This window comes from Flavobacterium keumense (assembly GCF_029866485.1).
Classification (GTDB): domain Bacteria; phylum Bacteroidota; class Bacteroidia; order Flavobacteriales; family Flavobacteriaceae; genus Flavobacterium; species Flavobacterium keumense.
Window position 1 is genome coordinate 1464986 of the sequence record NZ_CP092332.1, and the last position, 26536, is coordinate 1491521.

27 protein-coding genes and 1 riboswitch are annotated in these 26536 nt (G+C 33.9%); of the genes, 18 read left to right on the forward strand and 9 right to left on the reverse strand.

What is annotated here, in order from left to right; translation table 11 throughout:
- On the reverse strand, window positions 1-4518 hold the full coding sequence (gene gltB / locus MG292_RS06440; RefSeq protein WP_264533535.1) for a glutamate synthase large subunit: 4518 nt from the start codon (window positions 4516-4518) through the stop codon (window positions 1-3).
- A 405-nt stretch (window positions 4519-4923) separates the two neighbouring features.
- Between gltB and sucC the strand changes: the two genes are divergently transcribed.
- Window positions 4924-6117, forward strand: a complete 1194-nt coding sequence (gene sucC / locus MG292_RS06445) for an ADP-forming succinate--CoA ligase subunit beta (RefSeq protein ID WP_264533534.1) — start codon at window positions 4924-4926, stop codon at window positions 6115-6117.
- A gap of 56 nt (window positions 6118-6173) precedes the next feature.
- On the opposite strand, the gene MG292_RS06450 is transcribed toward sucC, so the two are convergent.
- Genes MG292_RS06450 through uvrB form a run of 3 tightly spaced genes read right to left on the reverse strand, consistent with a single transcriptional unit; the run spans window position 6174 to window position 9657 of the window.
- Complete coding sequence (locus MG292_RS06450; protein WP_264533533.1) at window positions 6174-6602, reverse strand: DUF1456 family protein; 429 nt, start codon at window positions 6600-6602, stop codon at window positions 6174-6176.
- 41 nt (window positions 6603-6643) lie between these two features.
- Complete coding sequence (locus tag MG292_RS06455; RefSeq protein ID WP_264533532.1) at window positions 6644-7654, reverse strand: dipeptide epimerase; 1011 nt, start codon at window positions 7652-7654, stop codon at window positions 6644-6646.
- A gap of 11 nt (window positions 7655-7665) precedes the next feature.
- Entirely contained in the window at window positions 7666-9657 is a 1992-nt protein-coding gene (gene uvrB, locus MG292_RS06460; protein WP_264533531.1) for an excinuclease ABC subunit UvrB, read from the reverse strand.
- 109 nt (window positions 9658-9766) lie between these two features.
- On the opposite strand from uvrB, the gene MG292_RS06465 reads away from it, so the two are divergent.
- Together MG292_RS06465 and MG292_RS06470 are read left to right on the forward strand one after the other, a co-directional pair.
- Complete coding sequence (locus tag MG292_RS06465) at window positions 9767-10345, forward strand: pseudouridine synthase (RefSeq protein WP_264533530.1); 579 nt, start codon at window positions 9767-9769, stop codon at window positions 10343-10345.
- 3 nt (window positions 10346-10348) lie between these two features.
- Window positions 10349-10804 carry a tRNA (cytidine(34)-2'-O)-methyltransferase gene (locus MG292_RS06470; protein ID WP_264533529.1) on the forward strand — a complete coding sequence of 152 codons (456 nt, stop codon included), beginning with the start codon at window positions 10349-10351 and terminating at the stop codon, window positions 10802-10804.
- A gap of 6 nt (window positions 10805-10810) precedes the next feature.
- Here MG292_RS06470 and MG292_RS06475 read toward each other — a convergent pair whose 3' ends face one another.
- From MG292_RS06475 to MG292_RS06485, 3 genes are read right to left on the reverse strand one after another with little or no spacing between them, the layout of a single operon-like run.
- Window positions 10811-11596, reverse strand: a complete 786-nt coding sequence (locus MG292_RS06475) for an ABC transporter ATP-binding protein (protein WP_264533528.1) — start codon at window positions 11594-11596, stop codon at window positions 10811-10813.
- Window positions 11596-12627 carry an iron ABC transporter permease gene (locus MG292_RS06480; protein ID WP_264533527.1) on the reverse strand — a complete coding sequence of 344 codons (1032 nt, stop codon included), beginning with the start codon at window positions 12625-12627 and terminating at the stop codon, window positions 11596-11598. The genes MG292_RS06475 and MG292_RS06480 overlap by 1 nt, the downstream gene beginning before the upstream one ends.
- A 1-nt stretch (window position 12628) precedes the next feature.
- Window positions 12629-13771 carry an ABC transporter substrate-binding protein gene (locus MG292_RS06485; RefSeq protein WP_264534554.1) on the reverse strand — a complete coding sequence of 381 codons (1143 nt, stop codon included), beginning with the start codon at window positions 13769-13771 and terminating at the stop codon, window positions 12629-12631.
- Between the two features lie 82 nt (window positions 13772-13853).
- Window positions 13854-14131: riboswitch (cobalamin riboswitch) on the forward strand.
- A gap of 98 nt (window positions 14132-14229) precedes the next feature.
- On the opposite strand from MG292_RS06485, the gene MG292_RS06490 reads away from it, so the two are divergent.
- On the forward strand, window positions 14230-16185 hold the full coding sequence (locus MG292_RS06490) for a TonB-dependent receptor plug domain-containing protein (RefSeq protein ID WP_264533526.1): 1956 nt from the start codon (window positions 14230-14232) through the stop codon (window positions 16183-16185).
- 207 nt (window positions 16186-16392) lie between these two features.
- On the opposite strand, the gene MG292_RS06495 is transcribed toward MG292_RS06490, so the two are convergent.
- Complete coding sequence (locus MG292_RS06495) at window positions 16393-17853, reverse strand: S41 family peptidase (protein WP_264533525.1); 1461 nt, start codon at window positions 17851-17853, stop codon at window positions 16393-16395.
- A gap of 356 nt (window positions 17854-18209) precedes the next feature.
- On the opposite strand from MG292_RS06495, the gene MG292_RS06500 reads away from it, so the two are divergent.
- The 14 genes from MG292_RS06500 to MG292_RS06560 all read left to right on the forward strand — a co-directional run bounded on the left by MG292_RS06500 (window position 18210) and on the right by MG292_RS06560 (window position 25642).
- Window positions 18210-18731 carry a DUF4252 domain-containing protein gene (locus MG292_RS06500; protein WP_264533524.1) on the forward strand — a complete coding sequence of 174 codons (522 nt, stop codon included), beginning with the start codon at window positions 18210-18212 and terminating at the stop codon, window positions 18729-18731.
- 288 nt (window positions 18732-19019) lie between these two features.
- The gene (locus MG292_RS06505) at window positions 19020-20306 is read left to right on the forward strand and encodes a tyrosine-type recombinase/integrase (RefSeq protein WP_264533523.1); all 1287 of its coding nucleotides are present in this window, start codon (window positions 19020-19022) and stop codon (window positions 20304-20306) included.
- Window positions 20307-20550: 244 nt separating this feature from the next.
- Entirely contained in the window at window positions 20551-20961 is a 411-nt protein-coding gene (locus MG292_RS06510; RefSeq protein ID WP_264533522.1) for a hypothetical protein, read from the forward strand.
- Window positions 20962-20963: 2 nt separating this feature from the next.
- On the forward strand, window positions 20964-21287 hold the full coding sequence (locus MG292_RS06515) for a hypothetical protein (protein WP_264533521.1): 324 nt from the start codon (window positions 20964-20966) through the stop codon (window positions 21285-21287).
- A 130-nt stretch (window positions 21288-21417) separates the two neighbouring features.
- Window positions 21418-21789 (forward strand): YopX family protein, encoded by a 372-nt coding sequence (locus MG292_RS06520; RefSeq protein ID WP_264533520.1) that lies wholly within the window; start codon window positions 21418-21420, stop codon window positions 21787-21789.
- A 54-nt stretch (window positions 21790-21843) separates the two neighbouring features.
- Window positions 21844-22311, forward strand: coding sequence for a hypothetical protein (locus MG292_RS06525; RefSeq protein ID WP_264533519.1), 468 nt, complete (start codon window positions 21844-21846; stop codon window positions 22309-22311).
- A gap of 2 nt (window positions 22312-22313) precedes the next feature.
- Window positions 22314-22730, forward strand: a complete 417-nt coding sequence (locus tag MG292_RS06530; protein WP_264533518.1) for a hypothetical protein — start codon at window positions 22314-22316, stop codon at window positions 22728-22730.
- A 28-nt stretch (window positions 22731-22758) separates the two neighbouring features.
- On the forward strand, window positions 22759-23133 hold the full coding sequence (locus tag MG292_RS06535) for a YopX family protein (RefSeq protein ID WP_264533517.1): 375 nt from the start codon (window positions 22759-22761) through the stop codon (window positions 23131-23133).
- Window positions 23133-23345 (forward strand): DUF7220 family protein, encoded by a 213-nt coding sequence (locus MG292_RS11375; protein WP_425287149.1) that lies wholly within the window; start codon window positions 23133-23135, stop codon window positions 23343-23345. The genes MG292_RS06535 and MG292_RS11375 overlap by 1 nt, the downstream gene beginning before the upstream one ends.
- A 3-nt stretch (window positions 23346-23348) precedes the next feature.
- Window positions 23349-23738, forward strand: coding sequence for a hypothetical protein (locus MG292_RS06540; RefSeq protein WP_264533516.1), 390 nt, complete (start codon window positions 23349-23351; stop codon window positions 23736-23738).
- 3 nt (window positions 23739-23741) lie between these two features.
- A complete protein-coding gene (locus tag MG292_RS06545) occupies window positions 23742-24284 on the forward strand; it encodes a hypothetical protein (RefSeq protein WP_280157841.1) in 543 nt (180 codons plus the stop codon).
- Window positions 24281-24982 (forward strand): hypothetical protein, encoded by a 702-nt coding sequence (locus MG292_RS06550; RefSeq protein ID WP_280157842.1) that lies wholly within the window; start codon window positions 24281-24283, stop codon window positions 24980-24982. The genes MG292_RS06545 and MG292_RS06550 overlap by 4 nt, the downstream gene beginning before the upstream one ends.
- Before the next feature lie 13 nt (window positions 24983-24995).
- Complete coding sequence (locus MG292_RS06555) at window positions 24996-25214, forward strand: hypothetical protein (protein ID WP_264533512.1); 219 nt, start codon at window positions 24996-24998, stop codon at window positions 25212-25214.
- 35 nt (window positions 25215-25249) lie between these two features.
- Window positions 25250-25642 (forward strand): hypothetical protein, encoded by a 393-nt coding sequence (locus MG292_RS06560; protein ID WP_264533511.1) that lies wholly within the window; start codon window positions 25250-25252, stop codon window positions 25640-25642.
- Between the two features lie 25 nt (window positions 25643-25667).
- Here MG292_RS06560 and MG292_RS06565 read toward each other — a convergent pair whose 3' ends face one another.
- The gene (locus MG292_RS06565; protein ID WP_264533510.1) at window positions 25668-26360 is read right to left on the reverse strand and encodes a S24 family peptidase; all 693 of its coding nucleotides are present in this window, start codon (window positions 26358-26360) and stop codon (window positions 25668-25670) included.
- Window positions 26361-26536 lie beyond the last annotated feature (176 nt).

The window sequence follows — 26536 nt, forward strand, 5'->3', positions numbered from 1 at the left end:
CTATTGTGCTATTAATTCTTCAACTTTATTTTCTTCTGCCAATCTTTCTAATGCTTTTTTGTAATCAGTTGGCATCACTTTAATAAAGTGTTTTTGTTGATTTTCCCAATCGGCTAAAATTCGTTTTGCTAATGGGCTATTAGTGTACATAGAATGATTTTTAATCAAACGTCTTAATTTTGCAATGTCTTCTGCTTCGTTTTCTTCAAAAGCGACCATTTCCATGTTACAAACTGTTGCATCGAATTTTTTCTTTGGGTCATATACATAAGCAATACCACCACTCATACCTGCAGCAAAATTTCTACCTGTTTTACCAAGGATAACTACAGTACCTCCTGTCATGTATTCACAACCGTGATCTCCAATTCCTTCTACAACTGCTGTTGCACCCGAATTACGAACTGCAAAACGTTCTCCAGCCATACCATTGATATAAGCTTCACCAGTAATAGCTCCGTAAAGGGCAACGTTACCAATGATGATGTTCTCTTCTGGTTTGAAAGTTGCTGTAGGCGGTACTTTGATGATTAATTTACCACCAGAAAGTCCTTTTCCTAAGTAATCGTTACAGTTACCGTGGATTTTGAATGACAATCCATTCGTAGCAAATGCTCCAAAACTTTGTCCAGCTGAACCTGTAAAGTCAACTAAGATAGTGTCATCTGGAAGTCCTTGCGCTCCATATATCTTAGAGATTTCATTACTCAAAATAGCACCTACAGAACGGTCTGTATTTTTGATATTGAAAGTAACTCTTGTTTTCTCTTTTCTATAAATAGAAGGTATTGCGGCCTTAATGATGTCAAAATCCAATACATTTTCTAAGGCATGATCCTGAGGCATAGTATTGTGATTTGGAACTAAATTGGCTTTTTCTGGTTTATATAAAATAGTTGATAAGTCTAAACCATTCGCTTTGTAATGCTCAATAGCTTTGTTCACGTTCAATTTTTGTGATTGACCTACCATTTCTTTCAACGTTCTGAAACCTAGTTGAGCCATAATTTGACGTAACTCTTCTGCAATGAAGTACATAAAGTTAATTACATGCTCAGGTGTTCCTTTGAAATTCTTTCTTAATTCAGGGTCTTGTGTAGCAATACCTACTGGACAGGTATTTAAGTGACAAGCTCTCATCATGATACAACCTGAAGCTACTAATGGAGCGGTTGCAAATCCAAATTCTTCTGCTCCTAATAAAGCAGCAATGGCTACGTCACGACCTGTTTTTAATTGTCCGTCACACTCTAAAACCACACGACTTCTTAAATCGTTTAGGATTAAAGTTTGTTGTGCTTCGGCTAATCCTAATTCCCATGGAATACCGGTATGTTGTAATGAAGTTAATGGTGCAGCACCAGTACCTCCATCATATCCTGAAATTAAGATGACGTCGGCTTTTGCTTTGGCAACACCCGCAGCAATAGTTCCAACACCTACTTCAGAAACTAATTTTACGTTTACACGTGCCTCACGGTTGGCATTTTTCAAATCAAAGATTAATTGAGATAAATCTTCGATAGAATAGATGTCGTGGTGTGGAGGAGGGGAAATCAATCCAACATATGGTGTTGAATTTCTCGTTTCTGCAATCCAAGGCACTACTTTTTCTCCAGGAAGCTGACCACCTTCACCAGGTTTAGCTCCTTGAGCCATTTTAATTTGGATTTCTCTAGCATTGGTCAAATAGTTGATTGACACACCAAAACGTCCTGATGCTACTTGTTTAATCGCACTATTTTTTGAGTCACCATTTAATTCTTTTTGGAAACGTTTTGGGTTTTCACCACCTTCTCCTGAGTTACTCTTACCACCAATTCTGTTCATGGCAATTGCTAAATTCTCGTGAGCTTCTTGGCTGATAGATCCATAAGACATCGCTCCCGTTTTGAATCGTTTTACAATTTCTGTCCAAGGTTCTACTTCGTCAATAGAAATTGGATCTAAATTATTGAATTCAAATAAACCTCTAATAGTCATCAAATTTTTACTTTGATTATTGACCATATCAGAATATTGTTGGTAAGCATCCGAACTATTCAAACGAACAGCTTGTTGTAATTTAGCAATGGTAGTAGGATTGAACATGTGTTTTTCTCCTGATCTTCTCCATCTATAGATACCACCAATTTCTAAAGGTAATAAGTTGGCTATTTTAGAATTAGGAAATGCTTTTTTATGTCTTTCTTTGATTTCTTTTTCAACTTCCATTAAACCAATACCTTCAATTCGAGAAGGAGTGAAAGGGAAATATTTAGAACTAAACGATTTATTCAAACCTAAGATTTCAAATATTTGGGCAGCTCTGTACGAATGTAACGTAGAAATACCAATTTTATTCATAATCTTAACAATCCCTTTTCCAATGGCTTTATTAAAGTTAGTAATAGCATAATCTGCTTTAACTCCCGTAATATGTCCTTTATTTACTTGGTCATGAATAATTTCATTTACCATGTAAGGGTTGATAGCGCTTGCGCCATACCCAAATAATAAGGCGAAATGATGTGGCTCACGTGGCTCAGCCGATTCGATAATAATACCGAATTTTGAACGCACTCCTAATTTATTTAAGGTGTGGTGAATGTAAGAACAAGCCAAAAGCATTGGAATTGGAGCTAGTTTTTCAGTAACTCCTCTATCTGAAAGAATCACAATATTGCAACCTTCAGCAACAGCTTTATAAGTAGCTTGAACACATTGTTCTAAAGCACGCTCTAAACCATTTACCCCTTTTTCTATTTTGTATAAAGTAGAAATAGTAACTGATTTAAAATCGGCATGATCAATATTTCTAATTTTATCCAAATCCTCGTTAGAGATTACTGGGTTTTGTATTTTAATCTTTTTACTGTGTTTCTCGTCAATATCAAAAATATTGAAATCACCTCCAATAGCTAAACTAATATCAGTAATGATTTCCTCACGAATACCATCCAAAGGAGGGTTTGTTACCTGAGCAAATAATTGTTTGAAATAATTGTACAATAATTGTGGTTGTTCTGACAAAACAGCAAGCGGAGTATCATTCCCCATAGAACTAATTGCTTCAGCACCTTTAGCTCCCATTGGGTTGATAATCGTTTTTAAATCCTCAATAGTGTAGCCAAACAAACGTTGTCGAGTTTCAAAATCAACACTCTCAGTTGGGATAGGATTGTTTGTATATGGAATTTGAGCCAATTGTACTAAATTACCATCTAACCATTTTTGGTAAGGACGTTTAGTAACAACGGCATTTTTAACTTCTTCATCTTCAATAATTCGACCTTCGTTCATATCTACCAAGAACATTTTTCCTGGTTCTAAACGACCGTGCTGAACCACATCTTCTGGATCGATATCCAATACACCAATTTCTGATGACATGATTACAAATCCACTTTTTGTCAAAGTATAACGAGAAGGACGTAGTCCGTTTCTATCCAATAAAGCTCCAATGACATTTCCATCAGTAAACGGAATAGAAGCAGGACCATCCCAAGGCTCCATGATGCAAGAGTTGTATTCGTAGAATGCTTTTTTCTCTTTCGACATGGTTTGGTGTTTTTCCCATGCTTCAGGAACTACCATCATCATGGCTTCTGGTAAAGAACGTCCAGTCATCAACAATAATTCAACTACCATATCCATAGAAGCAGAGTCTGATTTTCCTTCTAATATGATTGGGAATAATTTTTTGATATCATCTCCAAAAACCGGGCTTTCCATCAATTCTTCACGAGAACGCATACGGCTTACGTTTCCTCTCAAGGTATTGATTTCTCCATTATGACACATATATCTAAATGGTTGAGCCAAGTCCCAAGAAGGGAAGGTGTTGGTAGAGAAACGTTGGTGAACCAAAGCCAAGCGAGTCACTAAATCTGTATCTGTTAAATCTGTATAATATCTACTGATGTCTTCTGGCATCAATAAACCTTTATATATAATAGTTGTTGTAGATAAACTAGTGAAGTAGTATTTATGACTTTCAGAAGTTTTAGAATTACGGATAGCATGCTCCGAAATTTTTCTTGCAGCAAATAATTTAGCGTTGAATTCTTGTTCAGTAAGACTCAATCCGTTTTTACCGATAAATACTTGTTTGATGGTTGGTTCTTTCTCCGCAGCGACTTGTCCTAAATTAGACACATCAACGGGAACATCTCTCCAACCTAAAATTTGTAAATTTTGATCTTGAATACATTTTTCAAATGTGTTGATACAAAAATCAACTTGATTTGGGCTTTTTGGTAAAAAAAGCATACCCACAGCATATTCGCGAACTTCAGGTAATTCGAAATCACACACTTTTTTGAAGAAAGCATCCGGAATATCAAATAAAATACCTGCTCCATCTCCTGTTCTTCCATCAGCACTTACGGCACCACGATGCTCTAACTTTATTAAGATGTCAAGTGCTTTGTGAATAATGTCATTTGACTTAATTCCGTTCAAATTACAGATAAATCCTGCGCCACAATTGTCATGTTCAAATTCTGGTAAATAAAGGCCTTGTTCTTCAACTTTCATGCGTGATAATTTTTTTTACAAAATTAAATATTTCGTATAATTTACCGAATTGAAATCCGGTTTTGGGGTAATTTTTACCAAAATGGTAGAAAACGCATCTTTAAATAGAGATATCTTTATTTTAAAGCGATTGGATTGAGTAATTGATAATTTGTAAAGACAAAATCGCTTCTAAATTGCCGATTTTAAAGCAAAAAAACAAAATTTAACAAAATGTTATTTTTTGTAACAAATTAGTTTGTTTTATTTATATTTTATTGAAAGAGTACTCTTTTAGGGAATACTTCAAATATAATTTAAATTCTCTTCGTTTTTAATGAAAAAAATATTGTATCTATATTATTTTGTTATTTTTGTAGCACTTTTATTCTGAAATATTTCAGAGAAGCAGACAAATTCTTAATTATGAACATACACGAATATCAAGGAAAAGAAATTCTATCTAGCTATGGAGTTCGCATTCAACGCGGAATTGTAGCTAATAGTCCAGTAGAAGCTGTTGCTGCAGCAAAACAACTAACTGCCGAAACCGGAACAGGTTGGTACGTAGTTAAAGCACAAGTTCACGCAGGTGGACGTGGAAAAGGCGGTGGTGTTAAGTTAGCAAAAAACTTGCAACAAGTAGAAGAGCTTTCAGAACAAATCATCGGAATGCAATTGGTAACCCCTCAAACTTCTGCAGAGGGGAAAAAAGTTCACAAAGTTTTAATCGCTGAGGATGTATATTATCCTGGTGAAAGTGAAACTTCTGAGTTTTATGTATCTGTTTTATTGAACAGAGCAACAGGTCGTAATATGATTATGTATTCTACTGAAGGTGGAATGGATATTGAAGAAGTGGCTGAACATACTCCACACTTAATCTTTACAGAGGAAATTGATCCTGCTGTTGGTTTGCAAGGATTCCAAGCAAGAAGGATAGCATTTAATTTAGGTGTTTCTGGAAACGCTTTCAAAGAAATGGTACAATTCATTACGGCTTTATACAATGCATATATTGGTTCTGATGCCTCTATGTTTGAAATCAACCCAGTATTAAAAACATCTGATGATAAAATTTTAGCGGTTGATGCTAAAGTAAATATCGATGATAATGCTTTATACAGACAAAAAGCGTATGCAGACATGCGTGATATCCGTGAGGAAAATCCAATTGAAGTAGAAGCTAAAGAAGTAGGATTAAACTATGTGGATCTTGACGGTACTGTAGGATGTATGGTAAACGGAGCAGGATTAGCGATGGCTACTATGGATTTAATTAAATATGCAGGTTTTGAACCAGCTAACTTCCTTGATGTAGGTGGTACTGCTGATGCTAAACGTGTTGAAACGGCTTTCCGTATTATCTTAAAAGATCCTAACGTAAAAGCTATCTTAATCAATATTTTTGGTGGAATTGTTCGTTGTGACCGTGTGGCACAAGGTGTAGTTGATGCTTACAAAAATATGGGTGATGCAATTAAAGTGCCAATCATTGTTCGTTTACAAGGTACTAATGCTGCCATTGCAAAAGAATTAATTGATAATTCAGGAATGCCAATCTTATCTGCTGTTGAATTCCAAGAAGCAGCTGACCAAGTTCAAGCGGCACTTTCTTAATTAGAAAACCGAATTGATATAAAAAATCCTGAGTGAAAGCTCAGGATTTTTTTGTTTTAAGATTTTTTATTCTTTCCGTTTTTGAATTGTACTTTCTCGACTACTTGTACTTTTGGAGTTGCTTTCTTTGATTTTGAATTGAAAGCGGGTTTCTTTTTTAAATCAGTCTTAGGTTTTGGACTAAATGCAGGTTTGTTTTTTACTCCTTCCTTTACAGGAATTTCAGCTTTGTGTTTGGCTAAAACCTCATTGGGATTTTTAGGATTTTCTTTAGTGCCTCTTAAATGAATCACTAAGCCGTTCAAGAAATTGCGCAACACTTGGTCGCCACATTCCATATAATTAGGATGTTTTTCATCTCTAAAGAAAGCACCTAATTCGGATTTAGAAATTCTAAAATCAACTAATTCTAAAATTTCAACTATTTGGTCATCACGCAGCATCAAGGCTACACGCAATTTTTTAAAGATATCGTTATTGGTCATCGTTTTATTTTTTACAAAGGTACATTTAAAAAGTATTTAATTTAGAATAAATGTACCCCAGTTCCGTTACCTTCGGCATAATTAATTTTTCCGAAATACATGGTAATGCCACTTGCAATATCTTCACTCAATAATAAAGGACCGTCCATATCGACATAATCCAATTCAGGTAATAGGTGGGCAATGGCAGAAATACCCACGGTAGATTCGGTCATACAGCCTGCCATGGTTCGTAAACCCAATCGTTTGGCTTCTTGAATCATGCGTCTTCCAGGAGTGAGTCCGCCACATTTGGCTAATTTGATATTGACTCCGTGAAAATGCTGATAACATTTCGCTACGTCTTCTTCTTTGATACAACTTTCATCTGCGATTATGGGCAGGGCAGAATGGTTGTACACTTCTTTATGTCCTTCCCAATCGTCAGCGACTAAAGGTTGTTCTAAAAATTCTACGCCAAGCTTTTTCAGCTCTATTGAATTGCGGATTGTTTCATCGACTCCCCAACCACAATTGGCATCAATTCTAAAAATAGCGTTGCTGTGTTGACGAAGCGCTTTCACAATGGCAATGTCTTCTTGTGTTCCTAATTTAATTTTATAAATAGGCCAAGGTAGTTCTTCCATTTTGGCTACCATTTTATCAATGGAGTCAATCCCAATAGTATAATCAGTTAGTGGATTATTGGCTATAGAATACTCCCATAATTCATATAACTTCTTTCCTTTTTTACGCGCGTACAAATCATTGTATGCATTGTCTAAAGCGCACAAAGCAAATAAGTTGTCTTTCAAATACGGATACATTTTGGACCAAAAAATCTCAGGAGTTTCCGTTCCTGAAGTTTCAATAATAGGTCTGATTTTTTCTAAATCAGCTATCATCATGGGAACTGTGATATTGTAATACGGATTGGAAGAAGCTTCGCCAAAACCGGATAATTCACCATCTATTAAAATTACAATTAGACAAGGTTGAATATCAATTGATTTCCTAGAAATGGTAAACGTATGCTTTAATTTGAGGTCGTAGGCCTTTAGAATTAGTTCCATCGGAAATATAATTAGTTGGCTTGTTCTTGTAATTTTTTGATTTCGTCACGCAATTTTGCGGCTTGCATAAAGTCCAATTCTTTAGCCGCTTTTTCCATTGATTTGCGTTTTTCTCGAATTAATTTATCAATTTCTGATTTAGATAAATAAGCTGTTTCAGGTTCGGCAGCAACGTTTAAAGTATGTCCTAATTCGTATTCGACCAAAGGATTTTTGGTAAATGCCGAATCTATTTTTTTATTTAAAGCTTGAGGAACCAAGTTGTTTTCTGTGTTGAAATTAATCTGTTTTGTTCTTCGGTAATTGGTTTCATCAATCGTTTTTTGCATGCTGTCGGTAATTTTATCCGCATACATAATGGCTTTTCCATTCAAGTTTCGGGCAGCACGTCCAATAGTTTGTGTTAACGAACGATGACTTCTCAAAAAACCTTCTTTGTCGGCATCTAAAATAGCTACCAAAGATACTTCAGGTAAGTCCAAACCTTCACGCAATAAGTTGACCCCAATTAACACATCAAAGAGTCCTTTTCGTAAATCTTGCATGATTTCGATACGTTCTAAAGTATCTACTTCAGAGTGAATATAACGGCAACGAATGGATACTTTGGTTAAATATTTGGCTAATTCTTCCGCCATTCGTTTAGTCAAAGTAGTTACTAAAACACGTTCATCTAATTCACAGCGTTGTTGAATTTCTTCAATTAAATCGTCAATTTGATTCAAACTTGGACGTACTTCAATAATGGGGTCTAGTAGTCCTGTTGGTCTAATAATTTGCTCAACGTAAACACCATCTGTTTTTTGTAATTCATAATCAGCAGGAGTTGCCGAAACATAGATAACTTGATTTTGTAGTGCTTCAAATTCTTCAAATTTCAACGGACGGTTGTCCATAGCAGCAGGCAATCGAAATCCATATTCTACCAAGTTTTCTTTCCGACTTCGATCACCACCATACATGGCATGAACCTGTGAAATAGTAACGTGACTTTCGTCCACCACCATCAAGTAATCTTTAGGAAAATAATCCAATAAACAGAACGGACGTGTGCCAGCTTCACGTCGGTCAAGGTAACGCGAATAGTTTTCAATACCTGAACAATAGCCTAATTCCCGAATCATTTCCAAGTCGAAATTGGTGCGTTCTTCGAGACGCTTGGCTTCCAAATGTTTGCCAATTTCTTTAAAATAATCGACTTGTTTGACTAAATCCTGTTGGATTTCCCAAATGGCATTTTGCAATACATCGGGCGAGGTCACAAACATATTGGCAGGGTAGATAGTCAATTTATCAAACTTTTCTAAAACTTGAGCGTTTTTAACATCGAAACTTTCAATTTCTTCGATTTCGTCACCAAAAAAATGAATGCGAAAAGCGTCATCGGCATAACTTGGAAAAACTTCTACTGTATCGCCTTTAATTCGGAAGGTTCCTGGAGTAAAATCCGCTTCGGTACGAGCGTATAAACTTTGTACTAAACTATGTAATAATTTGGTTCTAGAGATGACTTGGTCACGTTCTAGAGCAATCACGTTTTTTTGAAATTCTACAGGATTTCCAATACCATATAAGCAAGAAACAGAAGCTACTACCAAAATATCTCTTCGACCCGAAAGTAGGGAAGAAGTAGTGCTTAAACGCATTTTTTCCAACTCTTCATTGATAGATAAATCTTTTTCAATAAAAACTCCTGTAACCGGCATATAAGCTTCTGGCTGGTAGTAATCGTAGTAGGAAACAAAATATTCTACCGCATTGTTTGGAAAAAATTGTTTGAACTCTGAGTACAATTGGGCGGCCAAGGTCTTATTGTGAGCCAAAACCAAAGTAGGCCGTTGTACTTTCTGAATTACATTGGCCACCGTAAATGTTTTTCCCGATCCCGTTACTCCCAATAAAGTTTGGAATTTTTCGCCATCAATAACTCCCTGAGCTAATTTTTCAATAGCCTGTGGTTGGTCGCCTTTAGGATGGTATTCGGATACAACTTTGAAATTCATTTGGTAAAGATACTTAATTCAAATCAAGAGACAAAAGCTTATGAAATTAAGGAAAATTGTAATTAAGAAGAATTTATAATAATGTACTTTTGCCACAAATTGAAACCGCATGGCGCATCAGCATTTTATTATTCATAAACCGTATGGCTATTTGAGTCAGTTTGTTTACGAATTAAAAAGAAAGAAACGACTTTTGGGAGAGCTGTACCCATTTCCCGAAGGAACAATGGCTATTGGTCGGTTAGACGAAGATTCCGAAGGTTTGTTATTATTAACTACTGACGGTATGATGAGCGAACTCGTTCGTAGTAAAAAAGTGGAGAAAGAATATTATGTACAAGTTGATGGTGTTATCCATCAAGAAGCGGTAGAGCAATTACAAAAAGGAGTCGAAATAGGTTTTAATGGTAAAAAATACATCACTAAGCCTTGCAAAGCTTTTTTGATTCATGAAGTTCCTGCTTTTGGAGCAAGAGGGAAGAAGATTCGAGATGAGCGCCACGGACCCACTTCTTGGCTTTCCATCACCATCAACGAAGGGAAGTTCAGACAGGTTCGTAAAATGACGGCGTATGTAGGTTTTCCCACTTTGCGTTTGGTACGGGTTCGAGTAGGAAATGTACATTTGAATAATTTACAGGCAGGCGAAGTAGTTGAAGTAGCTGATTTTCAAATAGAAAACAAATAAAATATGTTAAACATCGTATTGGTAGAACCAGAAATACCCAATAATACAGGCAATATTGGTCGTCTTTGTGTGGGGACAGAAAGTAAATTGCATTTGATTCATCCCTTTGGATTTGTAATCAATGACAAGAATTTGAAACGTTCGGGTTTGGATTATTGGGTGCATTTGGATGTGACTGAATATCAAAATGTAGACGAATGGCTGAATCAAATTCCAGATCGTTCACGCGTTTTTTTGATGAGTTCTCACGCTACAAAATCGTATTTGGATGCCGAATTTCAAGATGGAGATTGGTTAGTGTTTGGTAAAGAAAGTGTGGGTTTAAGTCCTGAAGTTTTGGCGCTGTTTGACAATCATTTAACCATTCCAATGTCGTCCTTGATTCGAAGTTTTAACATTGCTAATTCGGTTGCTTTTGTTGTTGGCGAAGCCAAAAGACAAATTGGATTGAAGTCTTAGTTTTTACTATCCTTTGATGACGAATTTTCCTTTTTCGGCATCAAAAAAAATGTGTTCGTCTTGAAACAAAGTGTTGAAATTCCCTTTCATAATTAAATTACAAGGTTGGTCTTGTACCACTGATTCAGGTGTCATAATGATCATTTCGTCACTCAATTGGATAGCCATATCAATATCGTGTGTCGAAAATAAGATGGACTTTCCTGTTTCCTGAGTCAGTTTTTTCAAGAGTTTTAAGAGCGTTACTTTATGTAATAAATCCAAGTGAGTAGTGGGTTCGTCTAAAACAATAAGTGGGGTGTCTTGTGCCAATGCTCTTGCTATAAGTACAATTTGCAATTGCCCATCGCTAATTTCATCATGCTTTTTGTCAGCAAGATGAGTTATCTGTGTCAGTTCCAAAGCTTCATTCACTTTAGCAATATCGTCTTCCGTTAGTTTGCCAATCCAATTCGTATAGGGTTGTCTACCTAGGGCAATGAGTTCAAAAACGGTTAGATTACTTGGTGGTAATTTATCGGTTAACACGACACTTAAGTGTTGTGCTAAAGTCAAATTATCTAAGGAATGAATGTCTTTTTCTTTTAGGAATACTTTTCCCGAAAGAGGCGACTGAATTCCAATTAAGGTTCGTAAAAGGGTTGATTTTCCAATCCCGTTAGCGCCAATCAAAGCAGTCAGTTTTCCTTTTTCTAAAGAAATAGTAACTTGTGATGCTACGACAGTAGTTTCCTTTTTATTGGAATACCCGATGCTAATGTCTGTTGCTTGTAAAACAATAGTCTTCTCCATTAGTTCATAATTTTACGTTTACGAATGAGTAACCAAATTACAATTGGCGCACCCAAAATAGAAGTAATGGCATTGATAGGAATTACAATTGCCAAATTAGGTAATTGAGCAATACTGTCGCAAATCAACATAATCATGGCACCAAATAATAATGTACTCCAAAATAAAATCAAGTGATTGCTCGTTTGAAAAACTAATTTAGCAATATGTGGCACAGCCAAACCCACAAATGCAATGGGTCCAGCAAAAGCAGTGATACTTCCTGCTAAAATACTAGTGGCCAAGATGATTATAAAACGGGCTTTAGCATAATTCAGTCCCAAACTCTTGGCATAATTTTCTCCTAAAAGCAGGGTGTTTAAAGGTTTAATACTTACCAAACTCAATACCAACCCAATCAAAACGCAAACAGACAAAATGGCTATCGAAGTCCACGATAAGTTACCTAAAGTACCTAAAGACCAAAAAGTAAATTTTTGCAATTGCTCAGCAGTACTAAAATAAGTGAGTGTACCCACCAAAGCATTGGTTAAACTGCCAAACATTAAACCGACAATTAGAATTGCCATAGTGTCTCGCAAACGTTGGGCAACAGCCAAAACAGCTAATAAAACTGCAAAACTTCCTAAACTTGATGCGATAACTATTCCGTAGGAAGAGAGAACGAATTCGCTCAAAAAATGAGGCAAAAATGCCGACCCTAAAATGACTAAAGCTACACCTAAACTCGCCCCCGAACTTAGTCCGAGAACATAAGGCCCCGCTAACGGATTGCGAAACAAAGTTTGCATTAAGAGTCCGCTAATCGCTAATCCCATACCTACAATAATAGCTACAATCGCTTTGGGTAAACGGTAATCCATAATGATGTACTCCCAAGAAGATTTGCTTGCACCAGAACCGATTAAGCTGTTGAATACCTCTTTTAAAGGGATAGCAACGGCACCTAAACTAATATCAATTAGAAATAGAAAAACCAATCCTATGCTTAGGAAAAGGAAGAGTAACGTATTTCGGTTGGTTGTATTCAAATTAATTTAATTTCTCAAAAAAATAGGGACGATGTTGTGGTACTAATTCGGGATGAAAAATGGCAATCAAATCTTTAAGTACCCAATCAGGGCGAGTGGAAGACCATTCAAAAAATAAAATTCCACCTTTGGCGCCTTTATGTAATGCGTACGAATATACTTTTTTATTTTTAAATGCGTCAAATTTTGCATAATGCGGATTGTTGTTGTTCATCTCTTTTAGAGAAGTAAAATCACCTGGAGCAATCCAAAATTCGGCTTTTTGTGCTTTTTCGAGAATTGTTTCAAAAGGCAAAGACAAACTTCCTGTTCCAGTAGTTTGAGACCATAAATAATTGGATTGTGCTTCTTTTAAAAATAAAGCCATCCAGCTTTCTCCTTGGGGAACAAACCATTGGTCTTGGTACATAGCTCCACTTAAAACACTCGGTTTTTGTTTTGCTTTTTGGGCTAAAGCCAAAGTAGTTTGGAATTCTTTTTCTATAGTGGAAAAAATCGTTTTTGCTTTGGCATCCAAGCCATACAAAGCACCAAAAAACTTAATCCACTCTGCTTTTCCAAGGGGAGATTGCTCGTTCCAGTCGCCATTTAAAAGGACTTTTAATCCGCTCTTTTGTAAATTATCCAAAGTAGGATTGCTATTGTTTAAACCAAAACTCACAATGACATCCGGAGCCATATCAATCAGTATTTCGGTGTTGAGAGTTTCATTGGTTCCTACTTCTTTCACTTGTCCAGAATCAATTCGTTTTCTGGTTTTTGGAGACGAAATAAAATCAGTATTGGGAAAACCTACCAAGGTATTTTCAACGCCTAATAATTCTAATGTCGGAATGTGTGTAGTAGAAGTTACCACTACGGATTGAATGGGAACTGAAATTCGAGTATACTGTTGTAAACTATCAGGAATGATTCCGTTTTTTTCTTGTAAAATATAAGTAAATGGTGTTTTGGCATCAGGCCAAGGATGTGTAATCTTAAGAACAGAATATCCTTGATAGTGGTATATTTCTAATCCTTTGGCGTATTGAATTTCATTTTTGGTAGTACTTTTTGAAACTACTGAATTGGCGCTATTTTGTTTGCATCCGCCAAGTAGCAGTACCGTAAAAAAGAAAATAAATTTTAAAATAAATGATTTCATCGCTTTGATTACAAGAAATGCAAAGGTAGGTGTAAACACTTTTAAAAATCAAATTTAATTTTTTATCCCAATCTTAGTGGTATATTTGCATCCGTATTGAGGTTGCTTTTTTGTTTTTCAAAATAGCATTAAAAGGGAAGTGAGTGATTGAAGATCATTGATTAACGATTTTAGATTTTAGATTGGCACAACACCATCTGAAATAGAGAATTCTACAATCAAAATTCAAAAATCTTACGCTGTACCCGCAACTGTAAGCTAAAAAGCTTGTTGTTATCTACAAAACCATTGTTCGCCTTGCGAATGAGAAGGTAAACAACAAGACGCAAGCCAGGAGACCTGCCCAGTATATTGAGTATCAAACTTTCGGGAAAAAAGGTTTGAGTATGGGTAATTCTATGCTTTTCTCCCATTATTAGTAAAGTAACAGTACAGCTGTTGCAAAATGTTTAATTTAAATGAACAAAAAAATCGTTCGCATTAGCGCATTGTTTGTGCTAGTAGCTACTTGTGCTTTTGCGCAAGAAAATGAAAATGTAGCTTCTAAACGGGAGCTAGAAGAAGTAGTGGTATCCGATTCTAAATTTGCTTTGGCAAAAGAAAAATCAGGAAAAGTAATTGCAAAAATTACCGCCGAAGAGTTAAAGAATAGACCAGGGCAAAGTATTGCAGCTATTTTAAACACCGTGGCAGGAGTTGAAATCAATGGCAATCAAAGTGCTGCGGGTAAAAACTTAGGCTATTACATTCGAGGAGGTAAAAACAATCAAGTTCTCATCTTGATTGACGGAATTCCAGTTAATGATGCATCGGGAATTAGTATGGAATACGATTTGCGTTTGCTTCCGGCTGAACAAGTAGAAAGTATTGAAATTATGAAAGGAGCGGCCAGTACCTTATATGGAACGGGTGCTGCAACAGGAGTAATTAATATCAAACTAAAAAAATCTGGTAAAAAATCGGTGTCAGGAAATGGATATTGTAGTATTGGTACCAATGCTACCGCAACCCAACAAAATCAAAAGGCTTCCGATTTTAATCAAGGTTTTTCTGTTAATGGAAGAACAACTAAACTAAGCTATTTTGCGGCTTTGAATAGCACAGAAACCAAAGGAATTTCTCAAATTGCCCCGCCTAATTTCAATGTACATTATGAGGAAGATCCCTTTTCTCGCTTGAATTATTTGGCTAAAATTGGCTATAAAGTGACAAACAAATTGACATTGGATTTCTTTGGAAATTATGATCAAATTAAAAACGCCTATGATGGTGGTTTTGATAATACCGGGACTAGCGATACCAATTTAAATACAACAAGTTCGAAACAGTTTCGTCTCGGATTTTCTCCTAAATTTAAATACGATAAAGGCGAATTCGTTTTAAGTTCGAGTTTTAATAAGCTCGTTCGTTCTTATGACGAGTTGGATACTTATTCGAATTCGGTAGGTTTTTCTCAGTATGAATCAAGAAGTGTCAACGTGGATGGCTTTAATAAATATGAAGTAGCTCCTTCTTTCTTTTTAGTTTCGGGGGTGCAATACCAATTTCACGATGCTAATAGTGTTACTCCTTATGGAAATATTGACAAAGAAAGCACTAAATTTAATATGATTGATCCGTATGTAACAGGGGTGTATACCTCTAATGTGGGTTTCAATTTGAATGCAGGTGCAAGATGGAATAGCCATAGTGCGTATGGTAATCAATTGGTCTATAATATCAATCCATCGTTTGATTTTCAATCACTTCCATTAAAAATAATAAGCTCGTACAGTACTGCTTTTGTTACACCAAGTTTGTACCAATTGTATTCTCAATATGGTAATTCAAAATTGACTCCAGAAAAAAACAGTACGGCTGAGGTGGGTTTTGAAACACAATTAGGGAACAAAAAAATACGATGGAATGTAGTCGGTTTTTACCGAGAACAAACCAATTTCATTGGGTTCTATTACAACCCAACTACCTATGCCTCCAATTATGTCAATATTGATGGTTTGAATAAAGCTAAAGGAATTGAAACAGAAATCCAATTTGCCTTGAGCGACAAACTAAAATGGAATTCCAATTATACTTTTACTCAAGTTGACGAAGCGTTGAACCGACTGATTCCAAAACATAAAATCAATTCTTTATTGGATTATAAAGTCTCTGACAGCTTTTTTTGGAATGTTAATTATCAATACATAGACGCTAGAAAAGATGCTTTTTTTGACGGAAATACCTATGCCACTACACAAGTGAAATTGGGGTCGTATCAAGTACTAAATACCTTGGTTCGATACGAAATTACTAAAAACAAGTTAACTGTTTTTGGTTCTGTACATAATATTTTTAATGTAGATTTTGTAGAGAATATTGGATATAGCACCTTGGGGCGCAACTTTAAATTGGGGTTGACTATTAATTTGTAATGCTGTTATAATTATATATCAGCTATTTTTTACCACATAGATATATAGACTTTATTTAATAAAAAGAGTTAGATAGACGTTTTACTATTCACATAGCTATGTGAAAAATAGGACTATTGCTATCTTTCTTATTTGATTGTATTTAAATCTATGTTTCTATGTGGTTAATAACAAAAAAGGCTTTCTAATTTAGAAAGCCTTTTTGATTTAGTCAAGTGCTTTTTGAAGCCCTTCTGGTGCTTTTTCAAGATACATTTGATTACGAAATCCAGTGATTGATTTTGAATCTCTAAAATAATCAAATTGTTTGCCTGCGCTTTGCTGAACCGCTTTTGCAGTACCTGTTATTTTTCCTATTGCTAATTTGAGTAAGGGTTCATTAACATCACCTAAAACTCCGAAAGTACTAATGGTTTCTTTTAGTTCGTGTGTAGGAGTCAATCCGTTGAAATAATCACCAAAATCAGCTGAGTTTACAATTTTTAGCACGATAGGTTGCATTGCATATTTATGTTTCGGATTTCGATTAGTTGCGGTAAAATCAGGAGAATCGTATAATGTAACAGAGCCTACATTCTTTCCGGTTGTAATATCTCCTATTTGTACTACATCAATATGAGGTTTTAAACCATTAATAACAAGCTCACTTGCAGAAGCAGTACTTTTAGTAGTTAAGATGTATACTTTAGTCATGTTTAAACTATTGATTGGAGTGGTGCCAATTTTATCGGTAAAAAAGTTGCGCAATCCATTCGGATTATTCGCTTCAAAATAAGCGTTAATCTTAGAATTCCATTGTTGTTTGGCAAATACTCTTCCTGTAAATTGTCCTGTGATCATACTGGCTAAATAAGTTGCAGTTCGCACAGAACCACCACTGTTGTAACGAAGATCTAGTACAAAGTCAGTAACTCCTTGTGATTTTAATTCACCGAAAGCATTATTCAATTGTGTGTCAAAATCAGCATAAAATCCATTGTACATTAAGTAACCAATTTTTTTAGTGCCTACAGTAATTACTTTATTAATGAGAATTGGATTTTCTGTAAGTAATGTTTTGGTCAGCGCAACGGTTTTTCCATTAGATACGACGGTTGTTCCGTTGTAATCCGCCATGTTTAAAGTAAAATTGTCATTGGTTCCAAATAATAAATTCTGATAATTACTTACAGTAAGTTGTGTTCCATTTACAGCAGTAAATAATTCTCCTCGGCGGATGTCTTTATTGGCTGCATCTGATCCAGGAATTATGTAACGAACGTATCCAAAAATATCAGTAGTACTATTAGGTTTATAGCTTAATCCAAATTCGACACCGTTATTTTTGGTAGTACCTTGAAGCGATTGTTCTAATGTTACATAATCGTCTACCATCCAACTGAATCGGTCAATAGTAGAGCTTACTCGCAATGCATCAAAAAGATTTTGTGGAACGGTATAATTAACTAGAAAAGCATCTAGGGCAGTTTGATTAGCAAATCGATTGTCAGCTAAATTAGGAACATCAGTTTGCCATAGATAATATTGGTTCAAACCTTTCCAAATAAAATTTTGTACTTCAAGATTGGTAGTCGGATTTATAACGGCATCATCATTATCCTTTTGGCAACTTTGAAATGTAAATAGACTAATGAGTAGTACTGTAGTAAGGTGGATAATTTTTTTCATAATTTGATTAGATTTTGGGTTAAAGTGTAAAAATACAAACTTTTAATATAAATAAATCTATAAAATAGGTGCAAGTAAATTTTTTAATTACAAAACAAAAGAAATAGAATAGTTCTAAATCATTATTTTTTGTAAATCATATATATGCTTATATAGTAAAACCATATAAGGAATATAAGGATATATGATTTCGGCTTTAAAAAATGGTACATTTTCAAATTGACAAATTAATACATTTCATATCGTAAATCTTGCATCGCACATCGTACCTCGTAAATCAAAAAAATGGCATTATATTTGAAAAACTGAAACTATTATCAATATATTTATCGAACGAAATTAAAATAGTACTCCATATGAAAAAAAACATAATCACCCTTATGCTATTAGTGGTCTCAGGTCCTTTCTTTGCTCAATCTGTTTTTGATCAGTTTGAAGGGATAGCAGGAGTAAATACTGTAATTGTTGATAAAAAGATGTTTGATTTAATGAGTAAGGTTAAGTTAGATACATCTGACAAAGAAACGCAACAATATATGCATTTGATAAAAAATATAGATAATTTGAAAGTCTATACTACTCAAAATAGTCGTATTGCTTTACAAATGCGATTAACTACAGAAAAATATGTAAAATCAATTGGATTGAATGAATTGCTAACTGCGACAGAGGGAGTTAAAAGAATTCAGATTTATGCTAAACAAGGTGTTAATGAAACTCAGTTGAAAGAATTAGTGTTGTTTATTGAAGGCGCTAAGGCAGAAGATACCGTTTTGATGTCGATAACGGGTGAATTTGATTTGAACGAAGTTCCTGCTCTAACCGATAAAATGAAAATTCCGGGAAGTGCTGAATTAAGGAAAATAGGGAAGAAGTAATTTGGTATTAGAATAAGGATTGACTTCGTCTTTCCCAACAAAGCTCCGCTTTGAAAAAAGAAACGCTTACAAAATAATTTCAAGCAAGCTTGATTATTTTGTAAGCGTTTCTTTTTATTCGTGACCACGGTGGGAATAAATTAATACATATTATTACATTAAAAAATCATATAAAAATCATTTTTTATAGAAAAATATGTATATTTGCCTTTCTAAATATGTGTTTAAAATGCAATTAAGCGCATATTAATGGGGAAATAGTGGGGAAAAACTAAAAACACATAAGGTATGGCAACAATTAATTTCAGGGTTAAATCTAACTCAAATCCAAGCCCAATTTATTTAAGATTCAAAGACAAGAAAATTTTCGACATAGAAACAAAAACAGGATTAATTATTAATCCTATATTTTGGGATATTCCAAAACAAAAAATAAGAAATGTTATTGATGTTCCTAATCGAAACGAAATAAACGAGAAACTTACATTATTGCCAATACATCTAATTAACATGTATAATCAATCTTATTCTTCTGGAGAAGTAATTTCAAAAAATTGGGTAGATAAGGTTATTGGTGATTTTTTTAATCGTCCAAAATTAACAGAAGAAGGTGTTATAGATGAAACAAAAATTTATTTTACTTCTTATGCTCAAGACTGGCTTGATAACAAAGCAAAAAAATTCAAAGTATCTGCCAATAAATATATGGATGATACTACTATCGCTCATTATCAACAAGTATTAAATAATTTTAAAGATTTTGAAGGTAAAAACAAGGTAAAATTAACCGATTTAAGCAACGATTTCTTGGATAGGTTCTCTATATACCTATCTGACGTAAAATCATACGCAGAGAAAACAACAAAACGAAAAATAGGTAGAATCAAGTTCTTTTGTCAACGAGCCGAATCAGAAAATATTTCTATTAATAAAAACTACAAAGAAAGAATTTTTGTAAAAGAAGAAGAATTAGAATACAAGCAACCTTATCTTAATGAAGCTGAAATTAATAAAATTTTCAAATTTGATTTCTCACATGACAAATTAATGGAAAACGTTAGAGATAATTTCATAATCGGGTTATGGACTGGATTACGTGTTTCTGATTTCTTAACCAGATTAGATGTTTCAAATATAGACGATGGTTTTATCAACATTAAAACGATGAAGACTAAAACTAAAGTAACCATTCCAATACATTCGCAAGTTGCCGAAATATTGAAAAAGCGAAACGGAAACTTGCCAAGTAAAATTTCAGAGCAAAAATTCAACGACAAAATTAAAATTATCGCCCAGCTTTGTGATATAGATGAAGAAATGATTGGCGGAGTTGTAAAAGTTGATAAAAAAACAAAAATCAAAAGAAAAGTAATTGGAACCTATAAGAAATGGGAGTTGGTTACAAGTCATATTTGCAGAAGATCATTTGCTACCAACTTATTCGGAAAAGTTCCAAACAAGACGCTTTTAGACGTGTGTGGTTGGGCTAACGAAGAAATGCTTTTCAATTACAACAAGCAAACAAAAATGGAATCGGCCTTGGTTCTTAAAAAGCATTGGGAAGCTAATTCATAATTATAAAAGCACATTTATATCATATTTTTACATATTATGTTTGTAAATATGATTTTAATGTGTAAATTTGCTACAATCATTTACGGTGTGGTAATCGGATTTGATTGTCCGATTTTCTATACATAACGTACTTGATAAAAAAGACAACCCTTAATTTAGTCATGCCACACCGACTATTTTAAGGGGTTTTTGTTTTTATACCTCACGTAACAATCAATTTAAGTGTAATCTAAATAAAATTAAAATGGACTTAAAACAGTTAAAAATAGCATCAAAGCTACTAGAAAAACTAGAGGTTATTGATAAAGAAATTATTGAAATTGATAAAATTGCTTTGTCGATTTTAAACAACGAAACTAAAATCAATTTTGATTTGAAAGTTGAAAATCTATCTAAAAATAAAGACTCGGAAGAAACAAAAGATTCTTCAAATCCTTTAAAAGAATTAGAAAAAAGAATGATAATGGCGATTCAGATTCCAACTTGGGCACTTAGTCAACCAGAAACACTAAAAAATCAAAACACTCTTTCTATTTCAAATAAAATCGATGACAAATTAGCATTGCAAATTTTGGGAGTTATTTTATGTGAAAAAAATAAAGAAAGAGATGTTTTGATTGAAAAAATCAACTCAAGTTTAATTGATAAACAATAAAAATGGAAAAATTTAAAGGAACACCAGGACCGTGGAGAGTAGACGTAAATATAGGACATCAAGAAATAGAGACTATAAATATTATACAGATAAATGGAGGTATAACTCCAGCAAAGATAACTAGGTTTTCTCCTTATGAGATTCCTAGAGAGGTTAGACATGCAAATGCCCAACTAATCGCGGCAGCTCCAGAATTGTTGGAGGCACTTATTTTAGTTCTTGATACTTGGGGGGAGGATTACAAAGACAAAAATAATCCTGAAGGTGGGGGAAGTCCACTTTGGGAAAAAATTAATAGTGTAATCAAAAAAGCAACTGAGTTATGAAAGCAATAATTTCTAATTAAAAACAAACGTAATGAAAACGATATAAACGAAAATAAGGCATTGAATAAAACCGATGTTAGCCGTTCGTTCTTTTTCGTTCACAAATTAATAATTATTAAAAATTTAAAATATGTATTACAGAGCTTTAAATAAACACACAAATAAATGGTTTTATGGTGGCATTTATCCAGACGGAAGTTTCTTTGGATTTGCTAACCCTCGTATTGACGAAAATACAAAATGTCAGTTCACAACAAAAAAAGACTTAAAAGGTATTGATATTTACACGAACGATATTGTAAAAGTAAAAGTTGAGGAAGGTCTATTTGTTAAAGATTTTATTGGAATTATTGAGTTTTTTGAAGGAACATTTTATATCAAAAAAGAAGATAAACCATTTGGTCAAAGTAGAACTCCTTTATTTTCAAAGTCGCACAACATTGAAATTATTGGAAATATTTTTCAAAATGAAAATTTATTAAAGCCTGTCGTTTCAGAATGACGGCTAACGTTTCTCGTGTATGCGTAGTTGCGGATTATTAACTAATATAATATTATGAACACATTTGAAAAATACATAAACAAAAACGAAAATCAAGACTTAAAGAATTTTACAAAGTATCTTGATGCTCATGAATTAGCAATGTTAGAGATGCATTTTCTAAGTTTTGCAAAAGAGCAATTACGCATACACGATGTTGTAGGGCGAAGCGAACAGTTAAAGGCTTTTGCCGAAATGGTTTCAAAAGATGACTTTGCTTATTTAAAAAATGCTGAAACTTTATTAAAGGAATTTGAAAGCCTAAAAATGAGTAGTATGGATAAGTTATTCGAATTAGAGCCAAAGGAACCAGACAAAGTAGAAAACACTTGTAATAATTGCGAACACAGACAACGTTGGGAATGCAACTCAAAAGTATTTCAATATTGTGGGGTAAGAAAATCAAACAGAACTAGTAACGGACTTTTGAAGATAAAATGTAAAGATGCAGCTTGTCTTCAATTTAAAAAATCAACAAAATAATTATGAAAGCAATAGTAAAAATAGAAAAAGAAGTTGAACTGAAAACTTTAGTAGTAAAAGCCGGTGTGCGATATTACGAAGATGGAACTGTTAATGGCATTGAAGATATCGATGGTGATTTAATACCTTGTAAGCATGGTGAATTATGGTGTCCGATTATTGATATTGATAGCGGAGTAATTTCCAATTGGAAACAAGGTGTAAAAGCCGAAGTACATTATAAAGTTTGCGATGCAGGTAGTTATTATTTACAAGATGCAGAAGGTAATACCATGTTATCAATTGAACAGGATTATGTCCCTAAAATGATGTGTCCAAAAGAAAACGGTTATGGAGATTATATCATTATGGATATTGACGAAAATGGGCAAATTGCTAACTGGAAAATAACCCTTGATGGATTTATTGATGAAGATTAAAGCAATTTTAACTTAAAACCCAAAACTTATGAAAAGAGAAATTAAATTTAGAGGTATTTCACAAGACAAAAAATTTATTTATGGTGATTTAGTTCAAGATTCTGAAAACAAAAGATATGCAATAACGCCACAAATAGGCAAAGAACATGATTACAATCAATTTGAAGTTTTAGAAATCACAATAGGTCAATACACAGGCCTCAAAGACAAAAACGGAGTTGAAATCTACGAGGGGGATATTTTGGCATACGAGAACACGTTGAATTTTAAAACTGTACTACAAAACCATTTTGAAATTAAATGGGAAGATTACGGAAGTGGAATGGTTGGGTTTACGCAATTTTCTCCAAGAAACAAATTCGTTGTTTGTGGCAACATCTACGAGAATCCAGAACTTTTATAATGAAACCACAAACTAAATTACTCTCGGCAGTTGAAAGTATCTCCAATGCAGTCGTTGGAATACTAATGAGCTTTTTCGTTCAAATGTGGATATTTCCTTATTTCGGAATCAATGTCTCACCAACTACAAACATGCAAATCACACTTATTTTCTTCCTGATTTCCTTTTGTAGAAGCTATTTTTTAAGACGATTTTTTAACGCAATACGATAGACTATGAAATTAGAATTAAAACACCTAGCTCCTTATTTGCCTTATGGGTTGAATCTAAAAATTAACACGCCTTTTGGAGCTACTGACAGAAAGTTTGAAATAGATTGCGGTCACGATTTTAATTTGCACTTATCAGAATGCAATATAAAACCAATCCTACGGCCACTTTCAGACCTCACAAAAGAAATTGAAGTGAATGGAGAAAAGTTTGTGCCTTATGAAATGTTAAATTATAAACCAACAATAAAACACGTTGCTGACTATCCATTTTCATTTATTGATTTACAGTATATATCGTATTATTCTTTTGATTGTTTACTTGAATGGCACTTTGACGTATTCGGACTAATTGAAAACGGACTTGCAATTGATATTAACACTTTAAAAGAGTAGACTATGAAACTTATACCAATGACCGACTTTGTGTTGGAACAAAAATTAATGTTAAACATTCAAGGATATGAGAAAAAATTCATTTCCAATGTATCTAATTACGCTAAATTCTTAAAACGTCCGCTTGAACTAGGAATGTTTGTGCCTGTAGATGAAGAAGGAAATGTTTATGTAGACTATAAGGCGTTTAATTATGCCGAAGGTACAACATGTGTTCCTTACGAGGGATTATTTGAAATAAAAGCAAATGAGAAATGCAAAGGTTGGAAGTATTTAAATGAACATCAAGAACATAAGGAAGACCAAAGGTATTATGATTCAATTTCCTATAAGAAAGCAGCGTTAGAATACCAAAAAGCCAAAGAAAATGTTTTGTTTGAGGGGTTTGAGATTAAAGATAAAGGAAATTTTTATTTTATAGAACAAAAACGATCGTGCTTGTATTATAGAGTTTTAAAAAATAATTCTAAAGCGACAATCGAGAAATTATTACTATTTAATGAAGTTACACTAACCGAATCAGCAATCAAAAAACTGGGGCTATGAAAAACATACACGTATTACCAACAGACAAACCAAGTAGGTTACTAAAAGATTTAGTTGATGGAACTTATCAATTTAAAAAAGAAGTGTCATATGGAAACAGATTTGAATTACCGTTAAACACCTACATCACTTGTGATGAACAAATTAAAGACAATGACTATATTACAGATGGATATTTAGTTTGGAAATGGAAAGATGATTCAAGTCTTTTAGGTAGAAAAAAAATAATCCTAACAACAGACCAAGACTTAATCAAAGATGATGTACAAGCTATTGATGATGAATTTTTAGAATGGTTTGTTAAGAATCCAAGTTGTGAGGAGGTTGAAACCCTTAAAGTTTGGTGGAGTGATAATACCTATTCTTATGATATAATTGTTCCAAAAGAAGAAGATTGTTCTTGTATGGATGAATGTCTTGGGTATTTGACAAAAAGTTGTAAAATAATTGAAGAGCCTAAACAAGTTGGAGAATATTATCAAGAATTATTCAATTATTTACACGATTTTGGTGTTATTGCTTTAGAATCAGAATTGCAAGAAATTGAAAGAATGGTTTTAAAAATGCAACAAGACAAGAAAATGTATAGTGAGGAAGAAGTTATTGAATTAAATTTAAGGTACTTACAAGAGTTAGGTAAGCAACAATCAGAGAATGGTCATTGGATTAATTTTAAAGAATGGTTTGAACAAATTTAAAAACAAATAAGATATGACAGCAGTAGATTTTTTACATTCAGAATACAAACGAATACTTGGAGATGTTTTAGTAAAACCAAGTCAAGGAATTGAAATCGCAGATGCTTTAGCACAAGCCAAAGAAATGTTTGAGCAACAGATTATTGACGCTTGGAGCGATGGTTATGATTTAAATAACTCATTGGTTAATTATACGCCAGAACAATATTACACCGAAACTTTTGTAAAATAATTTCATTAACTTGCACACGGAAAAATTTACGTAAAATGGAAAAACTAAAAGACGATGAAATTTTAAGGAATGTTATTGATGCGCTTGGCGTTAAAGTTCCTGAATTTAGAACACAACTAAAATATAGTTCTAATACAACCATATATAACGTATTCAAGGGAGTTCATAAAATATCTAGCGATATGATTAATAGAATTCTACATGCGTATCCGGAAGTAAGTTACCTTTACCTTAAAAGAGGACAAGGTACACCGTTAAAAGTTGGTCCAGCCGTGACAAACCAAAAGAATATTTTAGGAATCACAGACCAAGCTGAAGAAATTACAATGAAGGACATCATGTTACTTCCTATAAAGTTCATGGAGCTTGAAGAAGAAGTAAGGCAACTTCGCAAAGAGATAGAAAAATATAAAAGCGGTAAGAAGTAATCTTACCGCTTTTTTTGTTTAAACCCTAATTATGGTTGCGTCTTACCGTTCCTAGAATTAAATATAGCCTAGTTATATCATCAATAAAAATATCAAACGGCTCATAAATTGACCTTCCTTTCATTGAACCACTCTCCCAAACTTCTTCATTAGTACTACAAGCTAGAATACACCCCTTTACTTCACTTTTTTGCAAGCGCTTCAATACTCTATATTCACTTGTTTCTACCATATAATCTTCCCCCGGCAATATTAAAGCCTTATTTTTCACCTCTTTCATTACCACAATACTGCCAGATGTGTAATTTGGCGACATACTATCCCCATACACTCGCATAGCGCAATCTCCGTCCTTAAACCAATCTCCAGCATTAATCATCTCAATAGGTTGGCTTGTAGGATCCATCGTATTTCCTACTAAAGAAGCAGTAACAACCCCTCCATACAAAGGAATCAATCGCGTTTCTTCTTCAATTTTTTCAGACTTCGTTTCCTTCAACATATTTCCTTTTCCAGTTAATAGCCATAAAGGGTTTATTTCTGGATAAGTTCGTAAAATACTCTCAAGTCTATCTGAGCCAATTGTGGTGTTATTCTTAATAGTTTTATTAAAATAACTATTAGAAGCACCTACTGAGTCACTAAATTTATTAACGCTAAGTCTCTTATAGTCAATAAATTGCTTAATTCTTTCGGAAATGTTCGTATTTTTTTCCATTTTAATTTGTATTGTTCGTAAAATAATCTATACATTTGTATTGTTACAAAATAACAAATAGCTCTTTGACATTCTGGATAACGCCACAATGGGCGTTAAAAAAATACACGTTACTAAAAACTAAAAGTATATAAACATCTGTATGCCTCATCGAGGAAGCGCAAGCACTGCTCTAC

Excerpts from the sequence above, each read along its gene's own strand:
- gltB (WP_264533535.1), bottom strand. The coding sequence starts at position 4,518 with ATGAAAGTTGAAGAACAAGGCCTTTATTTACCAGAATTTGAACATGAC.
- sucC (WP_264533534.1), top strand. The coding sequence starts at position 4,924 with ATGAACATACACGAATATCAAGGAAAAGAAATTCTATCTAGCTATGGA.
- MG292_RS06450 (WP_264533533.1), bottom strand. The coding sequence starts at position 6,602 with ATGACCAATAACGATATCTTTAAAAAATTGCGTGTAGCCTTGATGCTG.
- MG292_RS06455 (WP_264533532.1), bottom strand. The coding sequence starts at position 7,654 with ATGGAACTAATTCTAAAGGCCTACGACCTCAAATTAAAGCATACGTTT.
- uvrB (WP_264533531.1), bottom strand. The coding sequence starts at position 9,657 with ATGAATTTCAAAGTTGTATCCGAATACCATCCTAAAGGCGACCAACCA.
- MG292_RS06465 (WP_264533530.1), top strand. The coding sequence starts at position 9,767 with ATGGCGCATCAGCATTTTATTATTCATAAACCGTATGGCTATTTGAGT.
- MG292_RS06470 (WP_264533529.1), top strand. The coding sequence starts at position 10,349 with ATGTTAAACATCGTATTGGTAGAACCAGAAATACCCAATAATACAGGC.
- MG292_RS06475 (WP_264533528.1), bottom strand. The coding sequence starts at position 11,596 with ATGGAGAAGACTATTGTTTTACAAGCAACAGACATTAGCATCGGGTAT.
- MG292_RS06485 (WP_264534554.1), bottom strand. The coding sequence starts at position 13,771 with ATGAAATCATTTATTTTAAAATTTATTTTCTTTTTTACGGTACTGCTA.
- MG292_RS06490 (WP_264533526.1), top strand. The coding sequence starts at position 14,230 with ATGAACAAAAAAATCGTTCGCATTAGCGCATTGTTTGTGCTAGTAGCT.
- MG292_RS06495 (WP_264533525.1), bottom strand. The coding sequence starts at position 17,853 with ATGAAAAAAATTATCCACCTTACTACAGTACTACTCATTAGTCTATTT.
- MG292_RS06500 (WP_264533524.1), top strand. The coding sequence starts at position 18,210 with ATGAAAAAAAACATAATCACCCTTATGCTATTAGTGGTCTCAGGTCCT.
- MG292_RS06505 (WP_264533523.1), top strand. The coding sequence starts at position 19,020 with ATGGCAACAATTAATTTCAGGGTTAAATCTAACTCAAATCCAAGCCCA.
- MG292_RS06510 (WP_264533522.1), top strand. The coding sequence starts at position 20,551 with ATGGACTTAAAACAGTTAAAAATAGCATCAAAGCTACTAGAAAAACTA.
- MG292_RS06515 (WP_264533521.1), top strand. The coding sequence starts at position 20,964 with ATGGAAAAATTTAAAGGAACACCAGGACCGTGGAGAGTAGACGTAAAT.
- MG292_RS06520 (WP_264533520.1), top strand. The coding sequence starts at position 21,418 with ATGTATTACAGAGCTTTAAATAAACACACAAATAAATGGTTTTATGGT.
- MG292_RS06525 (WP_264533519.1), top strand. The coding sequence starts at position 21,844 with ATGAACACATTTGAAAAATACATAAACAAAAACGAAAATCAAGACTTA.
- MG292_RS06530 (WP_264533518.1), top strand. The coding sequence starts at position 22,314 with ATGAAAGCAATAGTAAAAATAGAAAAAGAAGTTGAACTGAAAACTTTA.
- MG292_RS06535 (WP_264533517.1), top strand. The coding sequence starts at position 22,759 with ATGAAAAGAGAAATTAAATTTAGAGGTATTTCACAAGACAAAAAATTT.
- MG292_RS11375 (WP_425287149.1), top strand. The coding sequence starts at position 23,133 with ATGAAACCACAAACTAAATTACTCTCGGCAGTTGAAAGTATCTCCAAT.
- MG292_RS06540 (WP_264533516.1), top strand. The coding sequence starts at position 23,349 with ATGAAATTAGAATTAAAACACCTAGCTCCTTATTTGCCTTATGGGTTG.
- MG292_RS06545 (WP_280157841.1), top strand. The coding sequence starts at position 23,742 with ATGAAACTTATACCAATGACCGACTTTGTGTTGGAACAAAAATTAATG.
- MG292_RS06550 (WP_280157842.1), top strand. The coding sequence starts at position 24,281 with ATGAAAAACATACACGTATTACCAACAGACAAACCAAGTAGGTTACTA.
- MG292_RS06555 (WP_264533512.1), top strand. The coding sequence starts at position 24,996 with ATGACAGCAGTAGATTTTTTACATTCAGAATACAAACGAATACTTGGA.
- MG292_RS06560 (WP_264533511.1), top strand. The coding sequence starts at position 25,250 with ATGGAAAAACTAAAAGACGATGAAATTTTAAGGAATGTTATTGATGCG.
- MG292_RS06565 (WP_264533510.1), bottom strand. The coding sequence starts at position 26,360 with ATGGAAAAAAATACGAACATTTCCGAAAGAATTAAGCAATTTATTGAC.